22 protein-coding genes are annotated in these 21,172 nt (G+C 63.9%); 7 read left to right on the top strand and 15 right to left on the bottom strand.

Features of this window, described 5'->3' with window-relative positions; all coding sequences use genetic code 11:
• Positions 1-32: 32 nt before the first annotated feature.
• Positions 33-941 (bottom strand): sugar phosphate isomerase/epimerase family protein, encoded by a 909-nt coding sequence (locus tag NKH13_RS13730; protein WP_352912782.1) that lies wholly within the window; start codon positions 939-941, stop codon positions 33-35.
• Positions 938-1,972, bottom strand: coding sequence for a Gfo/Idh/MocA family protein (locus NKH13_RS13725; RefSeq protein WP_352912781.1), 1,035 nt, complete (start codon positions 1,970-1,972; stop codon positions 938-940). Before NKH13_RS13725 ends, NKH13_RS13730 begins: the two co-directional genes overlap by 4 nt.
• Before the next feature lie 195 nt (positions 1,973-2,167).
• On the opposite strand from NKH13_RS13725, the gene NKH13_RS13720 reads away from it, so the two are divergent.
• Complete coding sequence (locus NKH13_RS13720; protein WP_352912780.1) at positions 2,168-3,193, top strand: LacI family DNA-binding transcriptional regulator; 1,026 nt, start codon at positions 2,168-2,170, stop codon at positions 3,191-3,193.
• A 10-nt stretch (positions 3,194-3,203) separates the two neighbouring features.
• On the opposite strand, the gene NKH13_RS13715 is transcribed toward NKH13_RS13720, so the two are convergent.
• The 6 genes from NKH13_RS13715 to NKH13_RS13690 are packed head-to-tail and all read right to left on the bottom strand — an operon-like array spanning position 3,204 to position 9,690.
• Entirely contained in the window at positions 3,204-4,121 is a 918-nt protein-coding gene (locus tag NKH13_RS13715) for a ribokinase (RefSeq protein WP_352912779.1), read from the bottom strand.
• A gap of 31 nt (positions 4,122-4,152) precedes the next feature.
• Positions 4,153-5,028 (bottom strand): MurR/RpiR family transcriptional regulator, encoded by an 876-nt coding sequence (locus tag NKH13_RS13710; protein ID WP_023721163.1) that lies wholly within the window; start codon positions 5,026-5,028, stop codon positions 4,153-4,155.
• Positions 5,025-6,002 (bottom strand): ABC transporter permease, encoded by a 978-nt coding sequence (locus NKH13_RS13705; RefSeq protein WP_352912778.1) that lies wholly within the window; start codon positions 6,000-6,002, stop codon positions 5,025-5,027. The genes NKH13_RS13710 and NKH13_RS13705 overlap by 4 nt, the downstream gene beginning before the upstream one ends.
• Positions 6,003-6,018: 16 nt before the next feature.
• Positions 6,019-7,545, bottom strand: a complete 1,527-nt coding sequence (locus NKH13_RS13700) for a sugar ABC transporter ATP-binding protein (protein WP_352912777.1) — start codon at positions 7,543-7,545, stop codon at positions 6,019-6,021.
• Between the two features lie 57 nt (positions 7,546-7,602).
• The gene (locus NKH13_RS13695; protein WP_352719009.1) at positions 7,603-8,661 is read right to left on the bottom strand and encodes a sugar ABC transporter substrate-binding protein; all 1,059 of its coding nucleotides are present in this window, start codon (positions 8,659-8,661) and stop codon (positions 7,603-7,605) included.
• 39 nt (positions 8,662-8,700) lie between these two features.
• The gene (locus NKH13_RS13690; protein WP_352719010.1) at positions 8,701-9,690 is read right to left on the bottom strand and encodes a TIM barrel protein; all 990 of its coding nucleotides are present in this window, start codon (positions 9,688-9,690) and stop codon (positions 8,701-8,703) included.
• Between the two features lie 248 nt (positions 9,691-9,938).
• Here NKH13_RS13690 and NKH13_RS13685 point away from each other — a divergent pair, with 248 nt between their 5' ends.
• Positions 9,939-11,417, top strand: coding sequence for an esterase-like activity of phytase family protein (locus NKH13_RS13685; RefSeq protein WP_352912776.1), 1,479 nt, complete (start codon positions 9,939-9,941; stop codon positions 11,415-11,417).
• Positions 11,418-11,559: 142 nt separating this feature from the next.
• Here NKH13_RS13685 and NKH13_RS13680 read toward each other — a convergent pair whose 3' ends face one another.
• On the bottom strand, positions 11,560-12,348 hold the full coding sequence (locus NKH13_RS13680) for a L,D-transpeptidase (RefSeq protein WP_352719012.1): 789 nt from the start codon (positions 12,346-12,348) through the stop codon (positions 11,560-11,562).
• Positions 12,349-12,539: 191 nt separating this feature from the next.
• On the opposite strand from NKH13_RS13680, the gene NKH13_RS13675 reads away from it, so the two are divergent.
• Entirely contained in the window at positions 12,540-14,012 is a 1,473-nt protein-coding gene (locus tag NKH13_RS13675; protein ID WP_352912775.1) for an MATE family efflux transporter, read from the top strand.
• 9 nt (positions 14,013-14,021) lie between these two features.
• Here the strand turns inward: NKH13_RS13675 and NKH13_RS13670 are convergent, their stop codons facing one another.
• Positions 14,022-15,227, bottom strand: a complete 1,206-nt coding sequence (locus NKH13_RS13670) for an MFS transporter (protein WP_352912774.1) — start codon at positions 15,225-15,227, stop codon at positions 14,022-14,024.
• A gap of 156 nt (positions 15,228-15,383) precedes the next feature.
• On the opposite strand from NKH13_RS13670, the gene NKH13_RS13665 reads away from it, so the two are divergent.
• A complete protein-coding gene (locus NKH13_RS13665) occupies positions 15,384-15,959 on the top strand; it encodes a TMEM175 family protein (protein WP_352912773.1) in 576 nt (191 codons plus the stop codon).
• Between the two features lie 121 nt (positions 15,960-16,080).
• Here NKH13_RS13665 and NKH13_RS13660 read toward each other — a convergent pair whose 3' ends face one another.
• Positions 16,081-16,362, bottom strand: coding sequence for a hypothetical protein (locus tag NKH13_RS13660; protein ID WP_023721174.1), 282 nt, complete (start codon positions 16,360-16,362; stop codon positions 16,081-16,083).
• Positions 16,363-16,491: 129 nt separating this feature from the next.
• Here NKH13_RS13660 and NKH13_RS13655 point away from each other — a divergent pair, with 129 nt between their 5' ends.
• Positions 16,492-17,355 carry an SDR family NAD(P)-dependent oxidoreductase gene (locus NKH13_RS13655; protein ID WP_352912772.1) on the top strand — a complete coding sequence of 288 codons (864 nt, stop codon included), beginning with the start codon at positions 16,492-16,494 and terminating at the stop codon, positions 17,353-17,355.
• A 51-nt stretch (positions 17,356-17,406) separates the two neighbouring features.
• Here NKH13_RS13655 and NKH13_RS13650 read toward each other — a convergent pair whose 3' ends face one another.
• The 3 genes from NKH13_RS13650 to NKH13_RS13640 all read right to left on the bottom strand — a co-directional run bounded on the left by NKH13_RS13650 (position 17,407) and on the right by NKH13_RS13640 (position 19,152).
• The gene (locus NKH13_RS13650; RefSeq protein ID WP_352912839.1) at positions 17,407-17,838 is read right to left on the bottom strand and encodes a low affinity iron permease family protein; all 432 of its coding nucleotides are present in this window, start codon (positions 17,836-17,838) and stop codon (positions 17,407-17,409) included.
• An 87-nt stretch (positions 17,839-17,925) separates the two neighbouring features.
• Positions 17,926-18,567, bottom strand: coding sequence for a DapH/DapD/GlmU-related protein (locus NKH13_RS13645; protein ID WP_352912771.1), 642 nt, complete (start codon positions 18,565-18,567; stop codon positions 17,926-17,928).
• Positions 18,568-18,663: 96 nt separating this feature from the next.
• Positions 18,664-19,152: a CreA family protein gene (locus NKH13_RS13640; protein ID WP_352912770.1), complete on the bottom strand. Its 489-nt coding sequence runs from the start codon at positions 19,150-19,152 to the stop codon at positions 18,664-18,666.
• Positions 19,153-19,359: 207 nt separating this feature from the next.
• Here NKH13_RS13640 and NKH13_RS13635 point away from each other — a divergent pair, with 207 nt between their 5' ends.
• Both NKH13_RS13635 and NKH13_RS13630 read left to right on the top strand, forming a co-directional pair.
• Positions 19,360-19,938 (top strand): SCO family protein, encoded by a 579-nt coding sequence (locus NKH13_RS13635; RefSeq protein ID WP_352912769.1) that lies wholly within the window; start codon positions 19,360-19,362, stop codon positions 19,936-19,938.
• Between the two features lie 11 nt (positions 19,939-19,949).
• Positions 19,950-20,822: a 50S ribosomal protein L11 methyltransferase gene (locus NKH13_RS13630; RefSeq protein WP_352912768.1), complete on the top strand. Its 873-nt coding sequence runs from the start codon at positions 19,950-19,952 to the stop codon at positions 20,820-20,822.
• A gap of 39 nt (positions 20,823-20,861) precedes the next feature.
• On the opposite strand, the gene NKH13_RS13625 is transcribed toward NKH13_RS13630, so the two are convergent.
• Positions 20,862-21,167, bottom strand: a complete 306-nt coding sequence (locus NKH13_RS13625; RefSeq protein ID WP_352912767.1) for a hypothetical protein — start codon at positions 21,165-21,167, stop codon at positions 20,862-20,864.
• Positions 21,168-21,172: the final 5 nt, after the last annotated feature.

Here is a 21,172-nt window from a genome sequence, read left to right as displayed (position 1 = left end):
TCGCTGGCCGGCACCTCCCGCCGGCCGACTTCTCACACCGGGTTCGGCAGATAGCTCGCGCCTCCCCGGCATTGTTGGAGATAATCCAGCGCACGCGCCTGGCCGGTGATCTCGAGATCGCCGCGGTAGACCGGGTCGTGCCAGCCCTCGATGTCGATGGCGCCCTTGTAGCCGGCCAGCCGCAGCTCGCTGATCACCCGCGTCCAGTCGCTGTCGCCGAAGCCCGGCGTGCGCATCTGCACGAACGGCAGGCGGCCGAACACGCCATGTTCGCGGATCACGTCCCAGCGCACCGTCGCGTCTTTGCCGTGGACGTGGAAGATGCGCGGCGCCCATTTGCGGATCTGCGGGATCGGGTCGATCAGGTAGACCAGCTGGTGGCAGGGCTCCCACTCCAGGCCGAGATTGTCGTCCGGCACTTCGTTGAACATGAGCTCCCAGGCGTCTGGATTGTGGGCGATATTCCAGTCGCCGCTGGCCCAGTTGCCGTCCATGGCGCAGTTCTCGAAGGCGATGCGCACGCCCTTGTCGGCGGCACGCCTGGCCAACGGTCCCCAGACCTCGCGGAAACGCGGCAGGCTGTCGGGCAGCGGCTTGCCGCGGATGCGGCCGGTGAAGCCGCTGACCATATTGGTGCCGAACAGATGCGCGTTGTCGATGATCGTTTCCCATGCCTGGAGCACGCCGCGATCAACTTCACCGCTCTCCAGCGGGTTGCCGAACACCCCGATCGACGAGACGACGACATCGGCATCGCCGATCGCCTCGCGGATCTCGCCTGCCAGCCGCGGAATGTCCTTGCCGCCCAGCGTCTGCCAGAAGAACGGCTGGATGCTCTCGAAGCCTAGCGGCAGAATCTGCCTGACATAGGCGGCCGGGTCGTCGAGATTGGCCCTCACCATTGTGCCGATCCTGATGTCGAGCAGCGGGTTTGGCATCATGATCCTTCCTGTGCAGTGATAGCGACCCGGCGCCCGGTCTCGGCGCTCTCGATCGCAGCGAAAACCATGGCCAGGCTCTTGATGTTGTCGGCGCCACGCGTCTCCGGCTCGGTGCCGGTTTCGACGGCGCGGACGAAATCCTGGATAATGCCGAGATGGCCGCCGACGCGATCGGCCGGGTCGAGCGGCGGTACGGCTATCGGTTCGGTGCGATCGAACAGGCCTTCACGGACCGGCTGCACGACTTCCGCCTTCAGCCCGTCCTCGCCGTCCCAGACAATGCTGCCGCGCTCGGCGACGATGCGCCATGTACTGTCCCAGCTGGTACGGAAGCCGGCCGCACACCAGCTGCCGGCATAGGTGAACAGTTTGCCGCCGCCGAGGTCGAAGCTTGCGGTTGCCGACGACCCTTGCCGATACCAGGAATTGGCCGGCTCCCACTCCTGGCAATAGACGCCGGCCGGTTCGCCGGCCACCATGTAGCGGGCCGCATCGAATGTGTGGATCGCCATATCGAGCAGCAGCACATGGTGCATCTCTTCGCGAAAACCGCCGAAATGCGGCGCAACGAAGAACTCGGCGTGGATGCTGGTCGCAGCACCAATGACGCCGGAATCGAGAAAGCGCCGGATGCGCCTGACGTTGGCGACATAGCGGCGGTTCTGCACGACGGCATGGATGCGCCCGGCGCCGCGGGCGGCCTCGACAATGGCACGCGCATTGTCCGGGCTGTCGGCCAGCGGCTTTTCGGTCAAGAGATGGCAATGGTGGGCAAAGGCGGAAAGCGCGACCTCGCGGCGGGCGGCGGGAACCACCACGTCGAATACCGCGTCGGGCCTGGTCTGGTCGAGCACGGCGCCGAGGTCGGTTCCGATGACGGCGCCGGAAAGCTCGTATTCGCGCGCCCTTGCCCGCGCCCTTTCGGCGTCGAGATCAACCAGGCCGACAATGGTGAGCCCGTCGATCTGCCTGGCCGCATCGAGCCAGGCCTTGCTCATCGCTCCGCAGCCGACCAGGACGACATTGATCATCCAGCACTCCTCCCTCTCGGCCCCTCCAGACCGATCGTCACGGCATTCACGGCAGGGCCGTAAACCTTTTTCCGTAAACGTTTACGAGAACACACCCGATGGCGTAGAATGTCAATTAGCCGGTGCGAAAAATCGTCCTGCCGCCTTGGCCCGAAGAGCCGCCGGTGCTAGCCAAGCAAGGGGGAGAACTGTCCTTTGGCGTCCAGTATTCACGACCTTGCGCGTCACCTGAACATTTCGATCGGCACGGTGTCGCGCGCGCTCAACGGTCGTGCCGACGTCAATGCCGACACACGCCAGCGCGTGCTCGATGCGGCCAAGAAGCTGAATTATTCGCCGAACCAGTCGGGCCGCAGCCTGCGGCGCGGCGCCACCCATTCGATCGCCTTCATGCTGCAGCCTCATCCGGGCGACCAGGAATATGGCGAGCCGTTCTTCATTCCGTTCCTGACCGGGCTGCAGGCCAAGCTCGCCGAAAGCGGGCTCGACCTGATCGTGGTGATGGGCGCGCCGGGCGACTATCAGCAGGAGCGCCTGCGCCGTGTCGTCGAGACCCGGCGGGCCGATGCGGTTGTGCTGGCCTGGACGCGGCGCGAGGACGAGCGCATCGACTATTTGACCCAGGCCGGCTTCCCGTTCGCGACGCTCGGCCGCAGCCGCTCCGGCGGCGATGCCTACCCCTCGCTCGACCTCGACTTCGAAAAAGCGGGGGCTGACGCGGTCGATCGTCTCGTCGCGCGCGGCCACCGTCGCATCGCCGCCATCCGCCCGTCGCTCGACCTCAATTTCGGCTATTTGTTCCTAGCCGGCTATCGCAAGGCGTTGCGGCGGCACGGCATCGAATTCGACCCCGAGCTGATCGCCGACGGCTTCATCAACGAGGCCGGCGGCTACGCGGTGACGCCGAAGGTCATGCGCTCCAAGGACCCGCCGACCGCCATCATCTTCAACAATGATGCGATGGCGCTTGGCGGCTGCAAGGCTCTGGCCGAGACGGGCATCCGGCCCGGCCACGACATCGCGGTGATCGTCATCGTCGACACCCCGCTCTGCCGCTATTTTTCGCCGGCGCTGACCGGCTTTCGCCCGGCGCTGGAGCCGATGGGCGAGCGGCTGGCCGAAATGCTGCTGGCATCGATCCCGGCCTTCGCCGGCACCGAAGGCGCCCGCATCATCCGTGAAGTCTGGCCGCTGGAACTGATCGCGCGGGACAGCGATTGAATCGCGGCGGTCACTGAGCAGGCTGAGGTCGATCAAGCCGGCCGCGCTCGCGCTCCGGCGTTGCGACCAGCAAGGAAGCGGCGGCATTGGCGGCGGCAAGCGCTGCCTCGACAGGCTGCCCAAGCGCAAGCGCCGCCGCGAAGGCGCCGACGAATTCATCACCGGCGCCGTGCGTGCTGACCACCTTCACCGGCATCGACGGCAAGGCGAATGCGTGGCCGTCGCGGTCGCAATAGGCAACGCCCTCGCCGCCGGCGGTGACAATCGCAGCCGGATAGAAACCGACGAGCATGCCGGCCGCCTTCGCAGCACCCTCGAGTGTGTCGACGACCGAAACGCCGGCCAGGAACTCCGCCTCGACGGCGTTGACGATGACGATGTCGGTCAGCGCGATCAGTTCGGCTGTCAGCTTTCGCGCCGGCGCCGCGTTGAGGACGACGCGGCCGCCATGCGCCTTCACCGTCCGCGCCGCGGCAATGTTGCCGGCTTCCGGTATCTCGTTTTGCAGCAGCAGAACCGCCGTTTGCGCGATCAGCTCGGCCGCCTCCGTAATGTCCTTTTCGCCGAGAGTGAGATTGCTGCCCGAGACGATCACCGCGCCATAGTCGCCGCTGTCGTCGAAAATCGCCACGCTCATGCCCGAGCCGGCAGCGGAAGCGACCCGCACGAAGCGCCGGTCAACGTCGTTGCGGTCGAGATTGTCGAGAAGCGCGCGGCCGAAATCGTCGTCGCCGACAGCTCCGATCATTGCCGCACGCACGCCGGCCCGCGCTGCCGACACCGCCTGGTTGCCGCCCTTGCCGCCGCATTTTGGATGCCAGGCATGTCCGGTCACCGTTTCGCCCTTGCGTGGGCGATCGAGGGCTTCGACCATGATGTCGTAATGCAGGCTGCCGAACACGGTCACCAGCGGCGGGGAAGCCGTCATGTGCCCCTGACTTTCACGAGCCGCTTGCCTTTCATGAGTTCTTGTCTTTCCGTTTCGACGTCACCGCAGACATGGTGCGGCCGAGATTGCGCTCCGCCGCCTGGTAGTCGCGTTGCGCGACCGCGACGAACAGCGCGTCGAGAATGTTGAGCTGGGCAATGCGCGCCGCCGCGTTCTCACCCATCAACGGCGAGCCTTGCGCGGTCGAGCAGAGCACGATGTCGGCGACGGCTGCCAATGGCGAGTTGTCGTAGTTGGTGATGGCCAGCGTGCGCGCGCCGCTTTTGCGCGCAAGTTGGATGGCATCGATGACGGCGCTCGTGTTGCCGGAATGCGAGAAGCCGACAGCAATGTCGTCGGCGCCGAGCAGCGAGGCCGACATTAGCATCATGTGCGAATCGTCATAGACAGAAGTGCGGATGCCGATGCGCAGGAATTTGTGCGAAACGTCGCGTGCGATCTGCGCCGAGCCGCCGACGCCGTAGAAATCGCGATTCCTGGCGCGGTAAAGCAGATCGGCGGCACGGTCGAAATCGTCCATGTCGAGAATGGCCAGCGTCTCCTCCAGCGCCTGGATGGACGTGCGGAACACCTTCTGCACGATCTCGGCTGAACTGTCGTCCACCGACAGCTCCTGATGCATCTCGGCAGTTGGCAGGCGGCTGTATTCATAGACCGCCGTGCGAAAGTCGCGATAGCCGGAAAAACCCAGCTTCTTGGCGATCTTGACCACCATCGCCTCCGACACACCGGCCTCCTCGGCGATCTGCTTGAGCGGTATGGTCTCGTCGAAGCCGCGCCGTCCGAAGACGGTTTCAACCACCTTCGCCTCGAGCGGCGTCAGATGCGGCATCATCATGCGGATGCGCGGTCCTACTGCTTTCAGGTCCAGCCCGGTCAAGGTCATCCACGTCCCCTCGTCACGCGATCGATAAGCATCGCGGCGAGGATTATAAGGCCAGTTGCCAAGAGCTGATAGAAGGACTGCACGTTCATCAGCGTCAGGCCGTTGCGCATGCTGCCAAGGATGACGGCACCCAGGATGGTGCCGACGACGCTGCCCTTGCCGCCCATTAGCGAGGCGCCGCCGATTGCCGCCGCTGCTATGGCGTCGAGCTCCCAGAGATTGCCCAGAATGGGTTCGGCCGCACCCAGCCGGCCGATCAGGATCTGCGCTGCAAGCGCTGCCAGCAGGCCCGAGATCATATAGGCGGCGATCTTGGTGCGTGCGATCGGCACGCCGGCTATGTAGGCCGCCTCCTCATTGCCGCCGACGGCGAGCAGATATTCGCCGAAAGGCGTCTTTTTGAGGATGATCCAGGCAATCAGCGCGACCACGGCCACGATGATGACCGCCAACGGCAATCCGAACAGCGAGCCGTTGAAGATGGCGCGAAAGCCGGCGGGCAGGCCGAGCACCGGATTGCCGCCGGTGTAAATCAGCGCCAGCGCCCGGTAGGTGCTCAGCGTGCCGAGCGTGACGATGAAAGGCTGCAGCCCGACATAGGCGACCAGCACACCGTTGAGCAGGCCGCAGGCAAGGCCGATGGCGAAGCCAGCGGCGATGGCCAGCGGAAACGGCACGCCGGCCACCAGCATCGAGGCCGAGATGACGGCGGAAAGAGCTGCCGTCGGCCCGACGGACAGGTCGATGCCGCCCGAAATGGTGACCAGCGTCATGCCCAACGCCAGGCAGGCATTGATGCTCGACTGCTGCAGGATGTTGATCAGGTTACGCTCGGCAAAAAAGCCGGGGACCAGCGCCCCGAACACGGCAAGGATCACCACCAGGCCGATCAGCGTGCCGGCGTCGCGCACTGAAAACCGGTGCAGGAAATCTGCCCTCGGGCGCGCTGCTGTGTGTTCGGTTATATCGGTCATCCGCTGGTCCTGTCCGTTATGCACCGGCCCGATGGCCTTGAGCCTTGCCGGCCTCAATCTCCGTTTGGGGTATGGCGTGCGCGGCGATCGCGTGTTCGCTGAGACTTGCGCGGCCCAGTTCGGCGGCGACCGTGCCGTCGCGCATGACCAGCACGCGGTCGGCGAGCCGGATCACCTCGGGGAGTTCGGACGACACGACGATTACCGAATGGCCTTCGGCGGCAAGCTCCTCGATCAGGTGGTAGATCTCCGCCTTGGCCCCGACATCGATGCCGCGCGTCGGCTCGTCGAACAGAAGGATCCGCGTTCCCGCCGCCAGCCAGCGGCCGATGATCGCCTTCTGCTGGTTGCCGCCGCTGAACAGGCGGATCGGCCGGTCGAGCAGGAACGGCCTGAGATTGACGCGTTTCATCTTCTCGGCTGCCACGCGCTTCAGCCGGCGATGGTCGATGAGGACGCGCGGCGCGAACACGCCCATCGAGGCCAGCGCCATGTTGCTGGAGATCGACCGCAACGGCACGATGCCTTCGCGCTTGCGCTCCTCCGGCACCAGGCCGATGCCGGCCGCAATCGCGTCGCGCGGACTGGAAAGCTTTACCGCCTCGCCGTCGATTTCAACCGCGCCTGATGAGGCGCGGTCGGCGCCAGCCAGCAGCCGCAGCAGTTCGGTGCGGCCCGAGCCGACCAGGCCGGCAATGCCCAGCACCTCGCCGCGATGCAGCTCGAACGAGACGTCACGGACCTTGGTCGCCGAGGCGAGGCCGCGAACGCTCAACCTGACATCACTGGACGTATGCGAGCGGTGCTGTTCCTGGGCAAGCTCGCGGCCGACCATCATCGAAACGACGGCCTTTTCCGACACCTGCGCAAGATCGACGGACCCGACCACGACGCCGTCGCGCATGATGGTGGCGCGTTGGCAGATACCGAACACCTCGTCCAGCTTGTGCGAGACATAGACGACCGCGACACCGTCGCGGGCCAGGCCGGCAATGACTTCGGCCAGCCGTTCGAACTCGCTCGGCGTCAGGCTCGATGTCGGCTCGTCCATCGCCACGATGCGCGCACGATCGAGCAGCGCCCGGGCGATCTCGACGATCTGCCGCTGCGCGACCTTCAGGCTGCCGAGCGGCGCTGCCGGATCGATGGTCGGGTCGATGGCGGCCAGGGCTTCCGCAGCGCGGCGCTCCTGCTCGCGCCGTGCGACGAAGACGCCGCCCCGCGTCAGCGGATGGCCGAGAAACATGTTCTGGGCGACGCTGAGGCGCGGCACCTGCTGTAATTCCTGATGGATCATCGCGACGCCGGCGGCGCGCGCCGCGACCGGGTTGTTCAACGTCACCGGTTTGCCGTCGATGAAAACGCTTCCCGCTGTCGGCCGGTAGACGCCTGACAGTATGCGCAGCAGCGTCGACTTGCCGGCACCGTTTTCGCCAAGCAGGCCATGGATTTCGCCGGCGCCGACCGAAAAGGACACATCGCTCAGCGCCCGCACGGCCGGAAACACCTTGGAAATGCCCTCGAATTGCAACCGCGCTGACATTGCTTCAGTTCTCCAGGCAAGGGTGCCGACCCAAGGCCGGCACCCGCCGCCCCTGCTCTATTGGCCCGCTGCCGCGTCCTCGAGCAGCGCCTTGCGCACGGAATCGCCACCGCCGGAGTAACGGTCGGCATTGTCCTTGGTGATCAGCGCCTGCGGCGTGGCGACGACGCGCGGCAGTTTCTGCCCGGCCACCAGCCGCAGCGCCGATTCCAGCGCCACCTCGCCGGTCAGCACCGGGAACGAGTCGACGGTACCGGTCAGCTCGCCGGCGCGGATCGAGGCGTAGGCATCGGAAATCCCGTCGGTGCCGAAGACGGCCACCTTGTCTTGCAGACCGGCTGCCTTGACCGCCTCGACGATGCCCAGCGCCATGCCGTCATTGTTGGCATAGAAACCGATCAGGTCGGGATGCTGCTGCAGGATGTTGGTGGCCGCGTCGTAGGAGGTCTGACGATCCCAGTTGCCGGGGACGCTGGCGACGACGTCGAACTTGCCGGCTTCAGTGATGGTGGTCTTGAAGCCGTCGGTGCGCTGGACGGCGGCGTAGACGCCGGCCTGGCCTTCGACGATGGCGACCTTGCCCCCATCCGGCCGGTTCTTGATGAACCATTTGGCGACGCGCACGCCATTGTCGCGCTGGACATTGCCGACATAGTACTCGGCCTGCGGGATGACCGCGTCATTGACGTTGACCACCGGCACGTTGGCGGCCTTGGCCTGTTCCATGATCGGCTGCAGGTTGGAGTCGGTCTGCGGCGAAACGAGCAGCACGTTGTAGCCTTGCGTAACCAGGCCTTCGGCGATGGTGAGCTGGCCGAGCTGGTCGCCCTCGCTCTGCGCCGCCTGATACACGACCGGCACGCCGATGCGGTCGCCGAACGACTTGTAGCCCTCACCCAGAGAGCGCCAGTATTCGTTGGTCAGCGTCTTGGAGACCGCACCCGCCTTGGTGCCCTCGGGCAGCTTGGGGAAGGCCCCGAACTTGGCCTCGAGCTGCGACCAGTCGATGCGATCCTTCTCGGTGTCGGAATTGAGCGGCGCGAGGTCTGCGGAAAACGCCGAGCCTATGGACAGCGCCATCAGGGCAGCGGTGGCGGTGGCAAACAGAAATTTCATGGTCTTCCTCCCTTGTTGAAAACGGTGATGGCCCCGGCCTCAGCTGTCCGGCCCGAGCATGGCTTCCTGGATGATGGCCTGCGACGCGACCGCGTCCTGACGGTCGACGGCAGTCGACAGGCGATTGTCCCCGTCCAGCCGATCGACGACGCGCAGCATGCGCTTCACAGTCGCGATGTTGACTTCGCATTCGTGGACCGGGTCGAGCCCGGTCATGTCGGGGAACGTGTCGAAGTAGATGGCGCCGGCGTAGCCGTCGCGGCGGATCTGCCTGAGCAACTCAATCGTCTGCAGCGTATGCACGGCCCCGACCATCAAGCCGTCGTCGCGCTTGGCGTAGCCGTCGTTGAGATGCACGCCGAGCAGCTTGCTATGCCGTGCCACGAGGGCGGCGGCGAAAGCCGGCTGCTCGTCGGCGTAGAGCACATGGGCGAAATCGAGCGTCACGCCGAGATTGGGCAGGCCGATCTCGCGGATGGCCAGCAACGTCGTCGCCGCATCGGGCATCAGACTGTAGGAGCGCGGCTCGTTGGGTTTGTATTCAAGGCTGATCTGACAGCCCGGATCATGCGCCGCTACTTCACGAATACCATCGATTTCGTGTTGCCAAAGTGTTGCGTAGTCAGCCTGGAAGGCGTAGTCGAAGCCATCCTGCCCCAACCACAATGTCATCAGGCTGGCGCCGGCCTCGCGCGCGGCGTCGATGCCAGCCTTGGTCAGGTCGATAGCCTCGCGGCGAACGGAAGGATCCGGATTGGTGAAGGCGCCGAGCTTGAAAGCCGGGTTAGAGTAGTAGCGCATGGCGAAGCCATTGATGGAAAGCCCGAAATCGCCGAGTTTGCGCGCCATATCCGCAGGCTTTTCATCGACATGGTCGGGGAAGTTGAGGTCGAGATCGGTCAACTCCGCAACCTTCGCCGCACGTGCCGCCATTTGCAGCATAGACGGTTTGCCGACAAGATCGGGCCACTCGGACTGTGGCCCCGAGGCAAAGGAATTGAGGCGGGTGGCGAAACGATAGGCAGTCATCGGGGACCTTTCATTGTCATGACTTTACATAAGAATGATTATTTGTAAAGTTGTTAATTGCTCGCTCGGCGGCGACGAATTCGCCATACCCAGGCCAGTTGCGACCACGGGGGGACAAGCAAACGCGGCACTGTCACGCAAGTATCATGTTCGCGTCCTAGATCGCTTCTCCGAAGGCTTTCGCGGCATCCTTGATGCGACGCGGCGCTTTTTCATGTCCCGGCAGCTTTGTCACAAAGAGGATTTCCATGAAAAACCTGCACCGAAACGCGTCCCTCGCCGTCGCGCTGGCGATGTTCACCGCCTTGACCTCGGCCTCGGCTGAAGACGCCGCGACCGTCGGCGGCGTCAGCTTCGTCAACAAGGGCCTAGTCGGTGTCGGCCGCATCCCGGCCAGCCAGAAGGACAAGTTCGGCGAGACGTTTGGCTCCGGCTCGGGCATGGCGATCGACGCTGCCGGCTGGACGCATGGCCCCGACGGCTATAAGGGCTCGCTGTGGCTGCTGCCGGATCGCGGCTACAATGTCGTCGGCACCACCGATTACCGTCCGCGCCTCAACACGATCGCTCTCGAGTTCGTCCCGATCGCGCCGGGTGCGGCACCGGCCACCGGCCAGGAACAGTCCGGCCTCAAGGCAACCTTAGCCGACACCATGCTTTTGACCGACGACAAGGGCGCCGACGCAACCGGCCTCGATCCGCTCAACGGCGTGCGCGCCGCGACCGACGACATGCCGATCCTGCCCGAAGCCAACGGCAAGCTTGCGCTCGACAACGAGGCGATCGTGCGGCTGCCCGACGGCACGATGTTCATCTCGGACGAATACGGTCCGAACATCTACCGCTTCTCCGCCGATGGGCGTCTGATGTCGGCAACGCAGCCGCCGGCGGCGCTTGTCCCGATGCGTCACGGGACGCCGAACTTCGCGTCCGACAATCCGGGACCTGGCGCGGCAGACCCAGATCCGAAGGATCCCGAAACCGGCCGCCAGAACAACCAGGGCCTCGAAGGCATGGCACTGACGCCGGACGGCAAGTTCCTGATCGCCGTGCTGCAGTCGGCACCCAGACAAGATGGTGGCGATTCCGCTTCGACGCGCCAGAACACGCGCGCGCTGGTCTACGATGCCTCGGATCCGGCCCAACTCAAGCTTGCGCATGAATATGTCGTGCCGCTGCCGGTGTTCACCGATGCCAAGGGCAAGACCAAGATTGCCGCGCAGAGCGAAATCGTGGCTCTGTCGGACAAGACCTTCCTGATGCTGGCGCGCGACAGCGGCAACGGCCAGGGGGTGAAGGGCGACACCTCGCTCCATCGCGAGATCAGCGTCGTCGATGTGTCGGCGGCAACCGACATCACCGGCACCGAGTTCGACAAGGACAAGCCGGTTGCGCCCAAAGGTGAGCTCGATACCTCGGTGACGCCGGCCAAGCTGACGCCGTTCATTGACATCAACGACAAGACCGAGTTCGGCCGCTTCGGGCTGCACAATGGCGCGCCCAATGACCGCAACAACCTTTCGGAGAAATGGGAGGCGATGTCGGTGGTGAGCGTCCTCGACCCAAAGCTGCCCGACGACTATTTCCTGTTCGTCGCCAATGACAACGACTTCCTCACCCAGGACGGTTTCCAGGTAGGCGCGCCCTACAAGGCCGAGGATGGCGCCGATGTCGACACCATGTTCCTGGTTTATCAGGTCACGATTCCCGGCCTCGCCGGGAAGTAGCGGACCCATACAGGCGGACGCGCCGAACGCGTCCGCCTAAGCTGGCGCGATTGAAGGTCGTGCCCTTCAGTTGCGGCTCGCCCGCGCAAGGACGGTGTCCTAGGCGTCGCAAACCTGCGACTGAGGATCCCGTCGAAGGCACTTACCTCAACATCTCCGCGTCCTTTGGCACGCCGGCATCGATCGGGTCGGCCGTCCTGTTCGACACGGCGGCGATCTTCCCGGCAGCCGACAGGTTCGGGCGCACGAAGACCGGCACGACGCCGTCGACGCGGCTGTAGAGGTCGATAATGTCCTGATTCATAAAGCGCACACAGCCGGAGGAAGCGTTCTTCCCAATGGAATCCCACTCCGGCGTGCCGTGCAGCCGGTACATTGTGTCCTTGCCGTCGCGGAAGAGATACAGCGCGCGCGCGCCAAGCGGGCTCTGCGGGCCGGGCGGCATGCCGTCCTTGTATTTCGCCAGTTCCGGCCTGCGCTGGATCATTTCCGGCGGCGGCGTCCAGACCGGCCACTTTTTCCTCGCCTGAACCACGGCGCTGCCGGTCCATCCGAAACCGGCCTTGCCGAGGCTGACGCCATAGCGAATTGCCTTGCCGCCGTCGCGCACCAGATAGAGGAAGTGCTCGGACGTATCGACGACGATCGTGCCGGGTTTTTCTCCGGTCGGGTCGGACACGATTTGACGCACGAATTTCGGATCGACCTTGGCCACCGGGATTGCCGGCAGTTGATAGCCCTCGTCGACGCGCGCCGCATACATGCTTGCCGCATCGCCGAGAGCCGGCTCGCTCGGCGCCGCTGTCACCGGCGGCGCCGCCACGTCCGTCGTGGTGCAGGACGAAAGAGCCACGGAGGCCGCGCCCAGAGCGGATGCACCAAGAAACGCGCGCCGGTTCAGGCGCTCAAAAAACAACGGAATATCGGACATGAGCCCCCCGGCTTACCCATGAGATCCAGGAAAATGCGGCCCCACGCGTGGGGATCAATATACGATTCCGGAAGATTTGAGAAATGCTTAGATCAAGGCACGCCGGGCGGAATTTGCGACGCCGCATCGACCTCTCCCGTTAAATCGGCAATCATTGCGGACTCAGACAAGCCTTCGCCGAGTTGCCTGCCATGGACGACAACATGCCCCCGCGCCGGCGGACCGGCGACCTCACCAGTGGGCCTATCCCGCGTACCCTTTTGCTGTTTGCCCTGCCGGTGCTCGGCTCCAATGTGCTGCAGTCGCTCAACGGCTCGATAAATGCCGTGTGGGTCGGTCGTTTCCTCGGTGAAGCGGCGCTGACCGCTACGTCCAATGCAAACCTCGTGCTGTTTCTCATCCTCGGCACGGTGTTCGGCATCGGCATGGCGGCGACCATCCTGGTGGCGCAATCCGTCGGCGCTCGTGACCTGCCCGAAGCCCGGCGCATCGTCGGCACCAGCGCCACCTTCTTCTTCCTCGTCTCGGTGGTGTTCGCGGTCTGCGGCTGGATCTGGGTCGATGCGATCCTCGATGCGCTCGGCACGCCGGCCGATGCTTTGCCGCTGGCGCGCTCCTATCTGCGCATCATCTTCCTGGCCGTGCCGATGATGAACCTGCTCTCCTTCGTCATGACGGTGCTGCGCGGCGCCGGCGATTCGCGGACGCCTTTCCTTTTTATGGCGCTGGCCGTCGTGCTCGACGTCGTTTTGAACCCGTTGCTCATCCTCGGCATCGGCCCGTTCCCCGAACTCGGCATCGCCGGCTCGGCCGCCTCAACGCTGATCGGCCAGACGGCAAGCGTGGTTGCCATCCTGATCGTGCTTTATGCACGCAAGCACCCGCTGCGGCTGGCCGGCGCCAATCTTGCTCTGCTGCGGCCGGACCCGGCGCTGCTGCGCATTGTCGTCTTCAAGGGCGTGCCGATGGGCCTGCAGATGATCGTCGTTTCGGCCGCGGCGCTGACGGTGATGGGCATGGTCAACTCGTACGGCTCGCAGGTCGCGGCTGCCTACGGCATAGCCGCACAGCTCTGGACCTATATCCAGATGCCGGCGCTCGCCATCGGCGCCGCGGTCTCGTCCATGGCGGCGCAAAATGTCGGCGCCGGGCGCTGGGACCGGATCGGCCGCATCGCCGCCTCCGGCGTCGGCTTCAACCTTCTGCTTACCGGCGTTCTTGTCGCGCTGCTGTTCGTGTTCGATCGCGCGGTGCTCAGCCTCTTCCTCGGCAGCGACAGTGCAGCGATCGACATCGCCACTCACATCAACAAGATCGCGTCGTGGTCCTTCACCCTGTTCGGCATCACCATCGTGCTCTTCGCCACCGTGCGTGCCACCGGCGCGGTGATGCCGCCGCTGATCATCCTGGTGATCTCGGTGCTGCTGGTGCGCACCAGCTTCGCCTATTTCTTGCGAAGCGTGATCGGCGAGGAAGCGCTGTGGTGGAGCTTTCCGGCCGGCTCTATAACCTCGCTCGCGCTGGCCGCGGCCTATTATCGCTTCGGCCGCTGGCGCAGCCTGCACATGATCGAGAGCCGGCCGGCTGCCGGCGAACCGCCGGATACCGGCCTCGGCGTACCGCGCCAGCGCGCGCACCTGTCGCCCGAGACGCCGAACGGCTGAAAGGCCGGCTCAGCGCGCGTATTTCGCGCCAAACCAGAGCGCCACCAGGGAAAATGTGACGATCATCCCGGCAAAGGCCAGGCTCGCCACGGTCGCGCTCGCCACGGTCGACAGGATGCCGATGCCGATCACCGGCAGCGCGTTGCCGCAAAAACAGCAGATGAAGAAGGCGGAGACCACTTCGGCGCGCCGGTCCGCAGGCGCTATCTCGTTCACCACTTGCAAGCCGCCGCGATAGCCGAGCGCTGCGGCCACGCCGCACAAGGCGGTCCCGGCAATCATTATGGCCATCGATGCGAAGACCTGCGCCGCAACAATCAGCGCGACGGTTGGGATCAGCGCAAGCGCCGCGAACATCGCGGCTCGGCTCGAAAGACGTGCCGTCGCTACAATGGTGACGGCCGTCACGATCGCCAATTCAAAGAACAGAGCGCCGGCTTCGGCATGGTTGATTACGTGCAGCTGCTGCGCCAAAATGCTCGGTGCGAGTGCTGCATAAAAGCCGACCAGCGCCATTGCGCCAAAGCCGGTCACCGCCGGCGCAACGAGACTTGCGCGGATGTCATTGGGCACGGAAAGCCGCGGCCGCATCGAAACGTCAGCCAGTTTCCCCGGCCGCGAAACGGTTTCCCGCGTGCGCCAGACCAGCAGGGTTACAGTCGCGAGCATCGCCAGGTAGACGACGAATGTCAGCCTGAGCGGCCAAGGCGCATATTCGGCGAGCAACCCGGCCCCCAGCGCACCAAGGCCGAGGCCGAGGAAATTGGTGCTGGTGGCAATCGTCGCCGCCTGTGACTTGTCGTCGGTCGACAGCAATTCAGCGAGCCATGCGGTGCCGGTACCCGCGCCGACCCCGATTCCTAATCCGCTCAGAATTCGGGCGATGTCCAGCCAGGCGACATTTTCGGCGAACAGGAACACCACCGCGCTGACGACGGCCACCGCCATCCCGGCCAATGCCATTGGACGGCGCCCGATGACATCGGACACACGCCCCAACATCAGCAGCGCCGCCAGATTGCCGATGACATAGACGGCGTAGACCAGCGTCAAAGTGATCTGCGAGAAGCCGAAGACCTGCTTGTAGATGATGTAAAGCGGCGTCAGCGCCGTGCTGCCGGCGAAAAGAGCCGCGATCATGGCGGCCACGGCGGCCGCTGCAGCGCGGCCGCCGAGTTCGTGATCGCGCGTCATGACTTGAGCGTGAGCGGTCATTTTTCGGACCTTTTGCTGTTCGGGATCTGACACCCTAACGCCTGTTTCGCGTCAGCCGTTCCCCCTCCCCGACTTGCTCCTGACAAGTTTGGCAGCTTTGCCGATGGCGCTGAGCGAGATCCTCTTTTAACTTCAGCCGATTGTCAGGGGAGATTCATGGGCAAAGGACGGGTCGAGGCATTCACCGATGGCGTGGTCGCCATCATCATCACCATCATGGTGCTGGAATTGAAGGTGCCGCATGGCGAGGATTTTTCCGCGCTGACACCGCTCTGGCCGATATTCCTCAGCTATGTGCTGTCCTTCATCTATGTCGGCATCTACTGGAACAATTTGCACAACATGTTCCATGCCGTGCAGCGGGTCGACGGCCGCGTGCTGTGGGCGAACCTCAACCTGTTGTTCTGGCTGTCGCTGATGCCGGCGACGACAGCCTTCATGGGCGAGAACCATTTCGCGCCGGTGCCTGTCGCCGTCTATGGCATCGGCCTGGCGCTCTGCGCCGTCGGCTTCAACATCCTCACCATGGCCCTGCATCGGCTGCACGGCAGCGAGACCCTTTTCGCCAGGGCGTTGGGCAATGACCTCAAGGGAAAGATCTCGCTAGCCCTCTATATCGCCGGCGTCGCACTGACCTTCGTCAATCACTGGATCGGTGTCTCGATCTACGTTCTCGTGGCGCTGATCTGGTTAGTGCCGGACAGGCGCTTCGAGCGGCTAATCGAGAAATAGACAGATCATGATCCCGAACCGAAGGACCGCGTCAGCGAAAAGTGGATGCCGGTTTCGGAAAGATCATGGTCAAACGAGAAGATAGAGCCCGATCCCGAGTTTTATCGGGATGGAACAGGCTCTAGCCTCGCATTTCCTTCAGCTTTTCCGCTACCGAAGCGGCTAGGTCGGCGTAGCGCTCCTCCAGCCGCTCGGCCGCCTTGATCACTGAAAAATCGTGGCCGAACTTTTCCAGCGCCATACGCAGCTTTTCGACGAACTCCGCCTGTTTTTCGAGCGCCGAAAACAGCGTTTTCACTTGCGCTTCGCTGATGTCGGGATTGGCAAGCATTTGCGGCACTTCGCGGCTCATCTGGTCGCCGGTTGCGGTCTGTTCTTTCAGGATCTCGATCCAGTCGGTCAATCGTCAGTCTCCTTTTTCGATATCAGCATGCGCAGCGCCCGCCGACGCGGTCAACCCGAAGATGGCGGCATCGGCTTGCGCGAGCCTCGTTCCGCGCTAAGTTCGCCGCGGCCAGAACAGGAGAAAATCATGACCACCGACGCCGAGATCCAGACCGCCCTGCCCGCACTTGCCTCCGGTAATGTCGCCGTCATCACCGGCGCGGCCAGCGGTATCGGCCTCGCCGCGGCCAAACGGCTGGCGGCGATGGGCATGAAGATCGTGCTGGCCGACATCGGCGGCGCACGCCTCGATGAGGCCCGACACGCGGTCGCCGCCATCGCCGGCGACAGTGCCGTGCTTGCCGTTGCCACTGACGTCTCGAAAGCCGACGAGCTCGACCGTCTGGCCGAAAGGACATTCGGCGCCTTCGGCGACGTCTCGCTTCTGATGAACAATGCCGGCGTCGGCAACAACCCCGGCAAGCCCTGGGAGAACCGCGAGGCCTGGAAGCGGCTGCTGGACATCAATTTCTGGGGCGTCGTCCATGGCGTCGAGGCCTTCGCGCCGCGCATGCTGGCGGCGGGAAAACCTGGCCTGATCGTCAACACCGGCTCCAAGCAAGGCATCACCACGCCGCCCGGCAACCTCGCCTACAACGTCTCCAAGGCTGGCGTGAAGACCTATACCGAGGGCCTTGCACACGCGCTGCGCAACGAGCCCGGCGCCAATGTCGCGGCGCATTTGCTCATCCCCGGGTTTACCTTTACCGGCCTGACCGAAGGTGCGACCGAAAAGCCGGCCGGCGCCTGGACGGGCGAGCAGGTCATCGACTTCATGCTGGCCTCGCTGCGGCGCGGCGATTTCTACATCCTGTGTCCCGATAACGAGGCGACCCGGTCGATGGACGAAAAGCGCATGGCCTGGGCGATTGGCGACATCATCGAGAACCGCCCCGCTCTGTCGCGCTGGCACCCGGACTACAAGGAAGCCTTTGCAGCATTCATGAAATGATCCCGCGGCCGTTCGCGTAGGCTCTGTTGGGAAGCCTAACAACAAGCTCGCTCACGCCGCCGTGTGCTTCTTAGCGTTGCGCTTCTTAGCCACGGCTTTTGCTGCGGCCATGTCGGCGATCTGTTCGTCGTGCCGCTTCGCCGCACGTTCACATTTCGCGCGGATTTCCTCGACTTCGGATTCGGTCAGGTGTTCGATGCCGATAAAGGTATTCTTGGCTTTGCTGACGCGGATCAACTCGTCGAGCTTGGCCTGGATCGCTGCACTGTCGCGGTTCTGGGTGTTCTGGATGAGAAACACCATCAGGAAGGTGACGATCGTGGTGCCGGTATTGATGACGAGCTGCCACGTGTCGGAAAAGCCGAAGACCGGACCGCTTGCCGCCCAGACCACAATGATCAGGAAACAGACGGCAAACGTCGGCGGCAGACCGGCAAGATGGGCGATATAGTTGGCGATCCTGGTGAACAGCTTTTCGATCATGGCAGGGAGAAACAATCGGCAGCTGCTTCGAGTTCCCTGCGAGGAGGAATTCACGGTCAAACCGCGCACGCGCCGCGCTCGCAACGATCAGGCGGCGTCGTTTTCCCAGCGGTCGAGGAAAGCCTCGATGGGCAAGGCCTGCATGTCGGGAACTGCTCTGGCCAGTTTCTCGACCGGCCAGTCCCACCAGGCGAGACGTTCGATCCGGGCTGCAGTTTCCGCGCTGAAGCGCTGCCGCACTGGCCTGGCCGGAACGCCGGCGACGATTGCATAGGCCGGCACGTCGCGCGTCACCACCGCGTTGGCACCGACGATCGCGCCATTGCCGATCACTATGCCAGGCATGATCACGGCGCCATGGCCGATCCAGACATCATGGCCGATGCTGACGGCTTTCGCCCGTCGCCGGTCCCGGAATAGCTGATCGACACCCAGCCAGCGGAAGTACTCGTTAGGCCGATAGCTGATCTTGTGCTGCGTCAGCCGCTCGAGCGGATGCTCCAGCGCATTGATGCGGCTGTTGGCGGCAATCGAGCAGAATTTGCCGATCGTCGTATAGATCGCCTCGGCGTGGCGCTCGAAGTAGGAGAAGTCCCCAACCATGACTTCACGTAAGATGACCCGCTCGCCGATCGACGCGTAGCGTCCAAGCTTGCACGCCTTCAGCTCCGCCGTCGGATGGATGCGCGGCTCGGGATCTTTCAGGACAAGGTGTTCGGGACGGTCCATGCGCGCGCTTTACGCCCGCGCGCATAGTCTCGCAAGCCGAGTGCAGCGCCGCGCATCCGTTTGGACGCGCCAAGGACCCTGTAGCACCTTAAGTCTTTATTTCGGCTTGCCGCTGGTCCACACCACGTTCTGGCCGTAGAGCGGCACGGTGGTGACCGACATTTTTGCCGAGCCATCCTGCACCTGGCGCGAATGCGACAGGTAGATCAGCGTCTCGTTGGCCTTGTCGTAGATGCGGTTCACCACCTGCTTTTTCCAGATCAGGCTGATGCCTTGCTTGAACACCTCTTCGCCGGCCTCGCTCATGTCAATGTCGCCAATGGTGATCGGTCCGGTCTGGCGGCAGGAGATCGAAGAATCGGACGGGTCCTCGAACCAGTTGCCTTTCTGCAGGCGGTCGATCACGCCACGGTCGAAATAGGAGACGTGGCAGGTCACGCCCTCGACCTTCGGATCCTTGATCGCCTCGACGATGATATCGTTGCCGAGCCAATCGACGCCGACCTTGCCGACTTCCTCGGCGACGGCCGAGCCGGCACCAATGACCAGGCATGCGGCCAACGCGCCGCCAATCAGTTTTCGCAAAGAGGCCTCCTGCGGGTTCGAATTTTGCCGACCTCAGGTGGGACGAACGGCAGCGCTTTGCAAGCAGATCGCCTCCCACAGCATTTGCCGGTTGCGGCAACGCGACATCTTTGCGTCGGCGCGACCGAACCGCTAAGAGTGTTCGCCGAGCCAGGGCCTTCACGGCGCCAATCCGGCGCCCGATGGAAATAACGACGGACTTCACTGATGATGCGTTCAATTCTGGTCGGTATTCTCGTCCTGATGGCCGCCGGAATCGGCTGGCTCACCTTCGACTGGTACCGCGGACACTATGGCGGCGAGCCGTTCGGAGCACCTTTCACGCTGGTCGACCAGAAGGGCGCGCCGGTCACCGAAGCCGCCTTTCGCGGCCACCCCAGCGTCGTCTTCTTCGGCTTCACCCATTGTCCGGAAGTCTGCCCGACCACGCTTTTCGAGTTGGCCGGCTGGCTGAAGACGATGGGCGACGACGGCAAGAACCTGCGTGCCTATTTCGTTACGGTCGACCCGGAGCGCGATACGCCCGAAATCATGAACACCTATGTCAGCAATTTCTCCGATCGCATCCTCGGCATCACCGGCGATCCGGACAAGGTCCACGCCATGGCCAAGTCCTTCGGCATCTACTGGAAGAAAGTCGACACGAACGACGGCGACTACACGATGGACCACACCGCTTCGGTGCTGCTGCTCAATGCCAAGGGCGATTTTGCCGGCACCATTGCCTATGGCGAAAGCCCGGACGCCGCCATCGTCAAGCTCAAACGGCTGGCGGCGGAAGGTTGACATATCCGATAATGACGCAGACGCGTTTGTATTTCACCGCGGGCAAGATCGAGGCTGATCGCATCTTCGCGGCGCTCGGTGCGGCGTTCGACGATGAAGGCCTGCCGATTGCGGTGCTCGAGGTCGACGAGGACCGCGACATCCACGAAGTATCGCTCTATGCCGACGACGACGTCGATGCGGTCGAGGCGCGGCTTAGGGACATCCTTGCCGGTCTGTCATTGTCGAAACCGATAGCGCGCGAAGCGCTGCCCGACATCGACTGGGTGGCGCGCTCGCTGGAGGGATTGAAGCCGGTGCGGGCCGGGCGCTTCGTCGTCCATGGCGCGCATGACCGCAGGAAGCGCCACAGCGGCGAACTCGCCATCGAGATCGAGGCCGGCCTTGCCTTCGGCACCGGCCACCACGGCACCACCGCCGGCTGCCTCGAAATGCTGGAGAAGGTCGTACGGCGCGAGCATCCGCGCAACGCGCTCGACCTTGGCACCGGCAGTGCGGTGCTCGCCATCGCAGTGGCCAAGCTCGCGCATATTCGGGTGCTGGCGACCGACATCGACCCGGTCGCCGTCAAGGTGGCCGCCGCCAATGCGCGGCTGAACCATGTCAAGGGGCTCGTCGAAACGGTGGCGGCGCCCGGTTTTCATCATCCGATCTTTGCCGCGCGTGCGCCCTTCGACCTGATCGTCGCCAATATATTGGCGCGGCCGCTGATGCGTCTGGCGCCGCAAATGGCCGGACATATCGCGCTCGGTGGCTCGATCGTTTTGTCGGGCATCCTCGAGCGCCAGCGCGACGCGGTAATCGCAGCCTATGTCGGCCAGAAATTCCGGCACGTCCGCACCTTGCACCGCGAGGGCTGGGTGACGATTCACCTCAAGCGCTGAGGCGCGACGCTTTCAAGCAAAGCCGGAATTTCCTCAAGCCTAGCGCGAGTTCGCCGCTTTCTTCAGCTGTTCGCGATCGTAGCCGTGAGCTTTCAGCGTTTCGTCGTCAAAGCCAAGCAGAACGCCGCTCACATACCGGCCCGCTTCGCGCTGGCGAGCTTCGATCAGCGCGTTCATGGCGTTTCTGAAAAATCCGCGTCTGGCTGAAATCGTGGACATCATGGTCTCCTTTGCAGGCAGCAAGACACTTTCCTCCACGTTAAGAAGGTAAGTCTTGCTGACGCTTTTTGAAATCGCCGATTTTGCATGGCGTCTATGCGCAAAAAGACACCAGTAGGCAGGCATAATCG

It is taken from the genome of Mesorhizobium sp. M1348 (genome assembly GCF_040317925.1).
Lineage (GTDB): Bacteria > Pseudomonadota > Alphaproteobacteria > Rhizobiales > Rhizobiaceae > Mesorhizobium.
Note: the sequence above shows the minus strand (reverse complement) of the source record. Positions and strands in the feature narration are given on the sequence as shown.

Excerpts from the sequence above, each read along its gene's own strand:
- NKH13_RS13730 (WP_352912782.1), bottom strand. The coding sequence starts at position 941 with ATGATGCCAAACCCGCTGCTCGACATCAGGATCGGCACAATGGTGAGG.
- NKH13_RS13725 (WP_352912781.1), bottom strand. The coding sequence starts at position 1,972 with ATGATCAATGTCGTCCTGGTCGGCTGCGGAGCGATGAGCAAGGCCTGG.
- NKH13_RS13715 (WP_352912779.1), bottom strand. The coding sequence starts at position 4,121 with ATGACGGCTTCCCCGCCGCTGGTGACCGTGTTCGGCAGCCTGCATTAC.
- NKH13_RS13710 (WP_023721163.1), bottom strand. The coding sequence starts at position 5,028 with ATGACCTTGACCGGGCTGGACCTGAAAGCAGTAGGACCGCGCATCCGC.
- NKH13_RS13705 (WP_352912778.1), bottom strand. The coding sequence starts at position 6,002 with ATGACCGATATAACCGAACACACAGCAGCGCGCCCGAGGGCAGATTTC.
- NKH13_RS13700 (WP_352912777.1), bottom strand. The coding sequence starts at position 7,545 with ATGTCAGCGCGGTTGCAATTCGAGGGCATTTCCAAGGTGTTTCCGGCC.
- NKH13_RS13695 (WP_352719009.1), bottom strand. The coding sequence starts at position 8,661 with ATGAAATTTCTGTTTGCCACCGCCACCGCTGCCCTGATGGCGCTGTCC.
- NKH13_RS13690 (WP_352719010.1), bottom strand. The coding sequence starts at position 9,690 with ATGACTGCCTATCGTTTCGCCACCCGCCTCAATTCCTTTGCCTCGGGG.
- NKH13_RS13685 (WP_352912776.1), top strand. The coding sequence starts at position 9,939 with ATGAAAAACCTGCACCGAAACGCGTCCCTCGCCGTCGCGCTGGCGATG.
- NKH13_RS13680 (WP_352719012.1), bottom strand. The coding sequence starts at position 12,348 with ATGTCCGATATTCCGTTGTTTTTTGAGCGCCTGAACCGGCGCGCGTTT.
- NKH13_RS13675 (WP_352912775.1), top strand. The coding sequence starts at position 12,540 with ATGGACGACAACATGCCCCCGCGCCGGCGGACCGGCGACCTCACCAGT.
- NKH13_RS13670 (WP_352912774.1), bottom strand. The coding sequence starts at position 15,227 with ATGACCGCTCACGCTCAAGTCATGACGCGCGATCACGAACTCGGCGGC.
- NKH13_RS13665 (WP_352912773.1), top strand. The coding sequence starts at position 15,384 with ATGGGCAAAGGACGGGTCGAGGCATTCACCGATGGCGTGGTCGCCATC.
- NKH13_RS13655 (WP_352912772.1), top strand. The coding sequence starts at position 16,492 with ATGACCACCGACGCCGAGATCCAGACCGCCCTGCCCGCACTTGCCTCC.
- NKH13_RS13650 (WP_352912839.1), bottom strand. The coding sequence starts at position 17,838 with ATGATCGAAAAGCTGTTCACCAGGATCGCCAACTATATCGCCCATCTT.
- NKH13_RS13645 (WP_352912771.1), bottom strand. The coding sequence starts at position 18,567 with ATGGACCGTCCCGAACACCTTGTCCTGAAAGATCCCGAGCCGCGCATC.
- NKH13_RS13635 (WP_352912769.1), top strand. The coding sequence starts at position 19,360 with ATGATGCGTTCAATTCTGGTCGGTATTCTCGTCCTGATGGCCGCCGGA.
- NKH13_RS13630 (WP_352912768.1), top strand. The coding sequence starts at position 19,950 with ATGACGCAGACGCGTTTGTATTTCACCGCGGGCAAGATCGAGGCTGAT.
- NKH13_RS13625 (WP_352912767.1), bottom strand. The coding sequence starts at position 21,167 with ATGCCTGCCTACTGGTGTCTTTTTGCGCATAGACGCCATGCAAAATCG.